The organism is Candidatus Melainabacteria bacterium RIFOXYA2_FULL_32_9 (assembly GCA_001784615.1).
In the GTDB taxonomy this organism is placed as follows: Bacteria; Cyanobacteriota; Vampirovibrionia; order Gastranaerophilales; family UBA9579; genus UBA9579.
The window spans coordinates 1-6581 of record MFRQ01000168.1 but is presented as its reverse complement, the minus strand read 5'-3'; the positions used below and the strand labels follow the sequence as shown (position 1 = coordinate 6581).

Genomic DNA, 6581 nt, shown 5'->3' with positions numbered 1-6581 from the left:
TCTTAGTATTAAAACTATAGACTTTAATGGTGCAGCTTTGCTGCTTCCTCGTAATGACAGTTTGGACGATTTTTTAAATTTTATAAATACCGCAAACTGCAAATATTAGAAATCTATTACCAATCATTAAATATTATTCTAGGCAAGCACCTGAAAAATTAATTATTATTGCAAAAGTATATTCGTTAATTTATTCGTTTCCTGTAAAAAAGAGAAAGACTTTTAGGTCTTTCTCTTTTTATTAATAATAAGGTTGGTTTTATGCTACTAATAGGTTATTTACGTTACCTATATTAATTACTGGTCTGTTATATGCCATTGGCTTGCGAATATACTGTGGTTTGTTCTGTAATGCAGCAAATGGACTGCTAGCTTGATTAGAATAATAGTAATTATTGACAGTTAAATTAGTTGGTTGAGGCATATATGATTGTTGATATGGTTCATTCCAAGTTTGTTGTGGATATGTTCGTTGTTGTGGGTATGGTTGATCAAAAGGACTCTGCATTTGTGAATCCATTAATTGTTTTAACTTTGCCAATAAAGGTAATAATTGTCTAATATCAATAGAATTTGAATTTTGAGGCGGATAAATTGGATTTTGATCTGCTGTATTTGTCTCTTTTTGGGCTTCTGGAAAAATAGCTTTATCTATTGACTGGCCCAAAGTTCCACCGCCAATTGCACCAAGTATAGCTCCACCTATACCTAGACCTGGTAATAATGTGCTGCCTACTGCTACACCTGCAACTGTAAACGGATTTTGGACTACAGTTTTTACTGCCTCTAAGCTGACTTCAGCAGAGCCTTTTAATGCTGCAAATGGTATATCAATTACAGTTCCGACGGTAGCATCTATGACACCTGAGCCCATATCTTTGAGACCGTCCCATATATCTCCTGTTAAGACTTTTCCTGCGCCTTGTACGACATTTCCTACGCCATCACCAATTTTTTTGAATGCATCACCAATGCCTTTACCGATGTTTCCAATTGCTTTACAAATTCCGTCAAATAACCCCATACGAAAATCTCCTCTCATTATCCCAGATTACATTGTTATTTGGTCATTGGAACAGGCCAAAATTTCACACTAATACGTTATTTATTTAATTTAAATCTCCTCTTTATATATCCAAAATACACCCTGCATATATAAACAATTTTGTTTTTAAAAAATTGCGTATTTTTTGAAAATAGATTAAGAAATATTACGAAAAGTAGAATAATTAGTCTAAAATCCTGATTAAGCGGATACTGGACTTTCAAATGATAAGCAATTACTTGCAAATAGAAAGAGAAAAGGTTTTGACCTTTTCTCTATTAGAGGATAGTTATTAGAGGAGAATTGTAATTATGTTAGATTGATAAATTTCCACTTCTTGCTAATTGAGATATTGGTATAGCTGTATTTAGTAATTTTAAAGGGTTATTAAATAATTGTGGATCAATTGAATTTGTTGACCATATTGATGAATTCATTTGTGAATTGTTTGTTGAAGCTTGTAATATATCTAATAAAGAGTTCTTTGGTGCATCATAATTCATGTTGAATAAATTTAAATCAGTAAGTTTTTGCTCATTTTTTTCAGGTTTTGCTGTACTTTTAAAAATATTACCTGCTGCATTACTAAAAACATTATCAACATTACTTGAAACACTATTTTCCAATCCTGAACCAAGTACACCGCCTAAGTCTTTTCCAAAAACTCCGCTTAATTTACCTGTAATACCACTGAATAAACCATCTAATCCTAATTTGCTTGTAATGCCGCTGAATAGTCCACCACCACCTAATAAGCCTCCTAGTCCAAGCCCTGGAATTAATAATCCTCCTATAGGTAATAAATTACTAAGAAATCCGTCTTTACTGAATAAGTTTTTGCATAAATCACCTATAGCTTTACCTGGATCTTTTATAAAATTACCTATACCTTTTACAACGCCATCTATTGCTTTTTTCGGGTCTTTGATAGTGTCCCATACGCCTTTTACAATATTTCCTGCACCTTTTACAACACCATCTATTGCTTTTTTCGGGTTTTTGATAACATCACATACGCCTTTTACGATATTTCCTGCACCTTTTACAACTCCACCTATAGCATTACCTATACCTTTTACTATTCCATCAAACAATCCCATTACAATATCTCCTTCCCTATTGGTTATTTCTTCCCTCTAATATTGAATTAAATGTCAATAAATACAGCAAATGCTTGCTGTATGGTTTTTTATTTTTTAAAACATTTAAGTAGATTCATTCCTAACTCCTCCAGTAAAATTTAATTCTTCCCTATATTTAAAAAAACTTTTTGTTATTTTAAATTGCCATTTTCTATGGGTTTATTAAGAAATATTACAAAAATATGAGTAATTTATCTGTGTAATGCAGGAATAAGGAACTACTTGATTTAAGTAAGCAAAAAAGTTTTTACATGAAATTATAGTGGAAATGTCATCCCGAATTTATTTCGGGATCTATCTTGCTTGCAAATAAAAGCTTAAAGCGTTAACTGTATAGATGCCGGACTTGTTCCGGCATGACATCAGTAAGGAACAAACAAAAAATTATTGCGTATTTTAAAACGCAAATCTGTCATTGCGAGCGAAGCGAAGCAATCCATTAAATAATGCTATAATTTGGATTGCCACGTCGGGCTTTCAGCCCTCCTCGCAATGACAATATCACTTTATGCGTAAGTATTTTTTGTTACCTCCTTAAGTATTTTTTCTATTTCTTTATATAAAATTCCTGGCTATCAAAATCAAATAGCCAGGAATATCATTATATTTTAGCTTTTATATTAGGCTTTTTTAGAATCTATTTCCTGCTTGAGGGCATCAATAAATTCTTTTACATCTTTAGAACCAAGATCACCTTTGTTCCTTGATCTTATAGAAGCCTGGTTAGATGTTATTTCTCTGTCACCTACAATCATCATATAAGGTACTTTATTTACCTGAGCTTCTCTAATTTTATAGTTCATGCTTTCGCTTCTATCATCAAGTTCAGCTCTAATATCAAGGCTTTTTAGATCATCATATATTGACTTAGCGTACTCCGCATGCCTGTCTGCGATAGGAATCACAACGACTTGTTGTGGTGCTAGCCAGGTTGGGAATGCTCCGCCGTAGTGTTCTATTAATATACCGATAAATCTTTCGAGAGTTCCATAAACTACTCTGTGGATCATAACAGGAGTCTGGAGGCTTCCGTCTTTTTCAGTATATTTAAGATCGAATCTGATAGGTAAATTAAAGTCTAATTGAATTGTCGCACCTTGCCAGGTTCTTCCAAGAGCATCCTTTAATTTGAAGTCGAGTTTAGGGCCGTAAAAAGCACCATCACCTTCATTGATTATATAAGTAAGATTCTTTTCTTCCATTGCCTGTTTAAGACCAGCTTCAGCTTTTTCCCAGATTTCAAGAGAGCCCGCAAAACCTTCTGGTCTGGTTGATAGCTCAATAGTGTATTCAAGATTAAAGAGTTTTAATGTATCATCAACAAGATCAATAATTCGTTTAATTTCATCCACAAACTGGTCCTGAGTGCAGAATATATGAGCATCATCTTGAGTAAACCCACGGACTCTGGTCATGCCATGAAGAGCTCCTGATCGTTCATATCTGTAAACAGTTCCAAGTTCTCCATATCTAAGCGGCAGGCTTCTATAGCTATGTCTTTTTGATTGATAAATCAATATATGAAACGGGCAATTCATAGGCTTAAGAACATAATCCTGCTCATCAACTTCCATATAGAACATATTTTCTCTAAAGTGGTCATTATGTCCTGATATATCCCACAATTGAGATTTAGCTATATGAGGACTGTACACTATGTCATAACCTCTTCTTCTATGTTCCTCTCTCCAGTAGTCTTCAAGCATTTGTCTGACTACACCAAGATTAGGATGCCATAGAACAAGTCCTGCACCGACTTCTTCTCTAATGCTGAACAAGTCTAGTTGAGTTCCAAGTTTTCTATGGTCTCTTCTTTCTGCTTCTTCGAGTTTATCGAGATGATCTTTTAAATCTTCTTTTGTCCAGAAAGCAGTAGCGTAAATTCTTTGGAGCATTTTATTTTTTTCGTTACCACGCCAGTAAGCGCCAGCCACACTTAATAGTTTAAATGCTTTTATAAATTTGGTTGACGGAATATGTGGGCCACGACATAAATCGCTCCAGACTTCTTTTCCAGCTTCTTTAGTTTTGCACACGTACATAGTTGGTGTTTCGTGAGCATATTCCATTAAAAGCTCGGTTTTATAAACTTCACCTTTTTCTCTAAAGTCAGTGAGCTGCTCTTGAACATTTTTAATTTGTACACGCTCAAAAGCCTGATCTTCTTTAATTATTTTATTCATTTCTTCTTCAATCACAGGAATATCTTCAGGAGTGAGAGTGTGTCCCGGAATATCGAAGTCGTAGTAAAAGCCATTTTCTATATTAGGGCCTATGGCAATTTTTGCTTGAGGAAAGGTTCTCTGAACAGCCTGAGCCATAACGTGAGCTGTACTATGTCTTAATATACCAAGGGTTTCAGGATCTTTTGATGTAAGTATTCTTACATTTGCACCATTAATTAATGGAGTATTAATATCAACAATCTCTCCGTTAATTTCTGCTGCAACAGCATTTCTTCTTAAACCTTCACTTATTTTGCCGGCAAGATCAGCGGCAGTTGAATTTTCTTCTAATTCTATATTTGATCCATCCGGTAAAATTACTTTTATCATGTTTCCTACTTTATCAGACATTTTATTTTCCTCGGTTGTAGTATTTAAAATCAAGTGACACTAAACTTATTTAATCATGAACTAATTCTTTTGTGGTGAAGAAATTTCTTTAGGAGTAAATTTAACTCTATTTTTATATTCTTCTTTTAAGAATGTTATCAGATCATCTGAAGCGCGTGGATTTTTATTCCATTTTTCAGATAACATCTTGAAGAAATCCATCTCAAATTTGTATAATACAAGGTCTTTCATCATATTTGCTGAGTTATTATCAAAATCATCTTTTGATAATGGTCTTGGGCAAGCTTTATAAGCAGGATTGGTGTTTTCTTCTGAGCTTATAAAGGGATCAATGTAATAAGCTGACAGGCTATTTTGCTCAAGTTTTGCAGGGTATGTAGAACAGGTTAGAGGTCTTATATTGTAAATTCCGCATCTTGCAATAACTTTATTAAAATTAGCTGAATCCGGATTTTCATCAATCCATTCCTGTAAGAACATACATTTTAGAGAATTAGGAAAAAGGGTACTTTCTCTCATTTTTAGGCACATTCTGTAGTATTTATCTGGTTCACCATCGGTAAATTTCAATAACGGAACCTTATTAAGCATAGCTTTTACATATTGATCATCATTTGGCAAAGCTTCTGAGAAAAAAGAAATATCAAGATTAAGAGTTTCTGCAATATTTAGAATATCAATTCCGGTAATATCAATATTATGTTTGCGACAGCAGCCGGCATGGCAGGAATTACAAATTTGCATATTATATCCTTTAATTCATATATGACAATTATATATTATAGCAAACTCAAGTAGTTACTTAAATAATCGTGTATGTCATTACGAGGTGCTTCGCACTATCTTAAGTCATCAATCATTCCAATAATACTTCTGTCATTACGAGCTATGGACTGTGAATACCAGATAATAATCACTTTTGCGAAGTAATCTAAAAGCAAAAGTCTATGTAGCTAGCAACTTGAGTTAATAACAATTCATTTGGATTTATTAATACTCACTTTAATTGAGTTTCTCAGCTTCATTATTTCTCTAATTTTCTCTTTATATCGCTGAATGGAACCTTCTACCCAGTTTTCCATATGATCTTTTAGATTATCAGCTGACCATCTGCTATTATTTATTGCATCTTCAGGAAACGATATCAGAATTTCATCCTTATTTCCTATGATCTCACCTGATAAATTGCATATAGCACATTTTATTTTTGATTTATCAAGTATATTAAAGCTTTCACCAAAGCAAACAGGGCATTTATTGGAAATATTAGGAACTTTATAATCAGGATTAGCAATATTTTTTGTGAAAATCTCAATTTTATTTTTTATGTCGGGGTCTAAAACAACTTCTGAAGGGCCTTGTCCGTGAGCAACAAGAACATCTTTTATGTAGAATCCAAGTGATAATAGTAAAATGCTTAAATTCTGTATTGCCAGACCTTCCCATTCTTCTCTTCCTGCTGTTATTATAATTCCAGCCGGCTTTCTTTTTGAATAATCCAGCAGGTTATGAATACCTAATAATCTATCTCCGATTGCTTTTGTGATTGAAGATGCTCCCAGGAAATAAACCGGTGCGCTGATTATTAAGACGTCAGAAATTAAAATTTGATCAATTAATTTTCTAAGATCGTCTTCAATCTTGCAAAATTCTTTATTAATTGCACATCCCATACAGCCTGTGCAGGTTTTTATACTAAAATCTCTTAAATATAATCTCTTTTTATTATATTGAGATTCAGATAAAAAATTCTCATACATATCAAGAAGGACTTCACCATTTCCTTTTGTACGGTATGAGCTTGATATTGTCAATAAT

5 protein-coding genes are annotated in these 6581 nt (G+C 33.4%); all 5 read right to left on the bottom strand.

All coding sequences use genetic code 11. The features are described 5' to 3' along the window. Positions 1-259: 259 nt before the first annotated feature. Entirely contained in the window at positions 260-1024 is a 765-nt protein-coding gene (locus A2255_06455; protein OGI16666.1) for a hypothetical protein, read from the bottom strand. 335 nt (positions 1025-1359) lie between these two features. Continuing rightward, a complete protein-coding gene (locus A2255_06450; protein OGI16665.1) occupies positions 1360-2145 on the bottom strand; it encodes a hypothetical protein in 786 nt (261 codons plus the stop codon). Between the two features lie 662 nt (positions 2146-2807). Beyond that, positions 2808-4742 carry a threonine--tRNA ligase gene (locus A2255_06445; protein OGI16667.1) on the bottom strand — a complete coding sequence of 645 codons (1935 nt, stop codon included), beginning with the start codon at positions 4740-4742 and terminating at the stop codon, positions 2808-2810. Positions 4743-4823: 81 nt separating this feature from the next. Beyond that, a complete protein-coding gene (locus A2255_06440; GenBank protein ID OGI16664.1) occupies positions 4824-5507 on the bottom strand; it encodes a hypothetical protein in 684 nt (227 codons plus the stop codon). A 233-nt stretch (positions 5508-5740) separates the two neighbouring features. Continuing rightward, the coding region (locus tag A2255_06435) for a hypothetical protein (GenBank protein ID OGI16663.1) at positions 5741-6581 on the bottom strand (841 nt) is incomplete at its 5' end.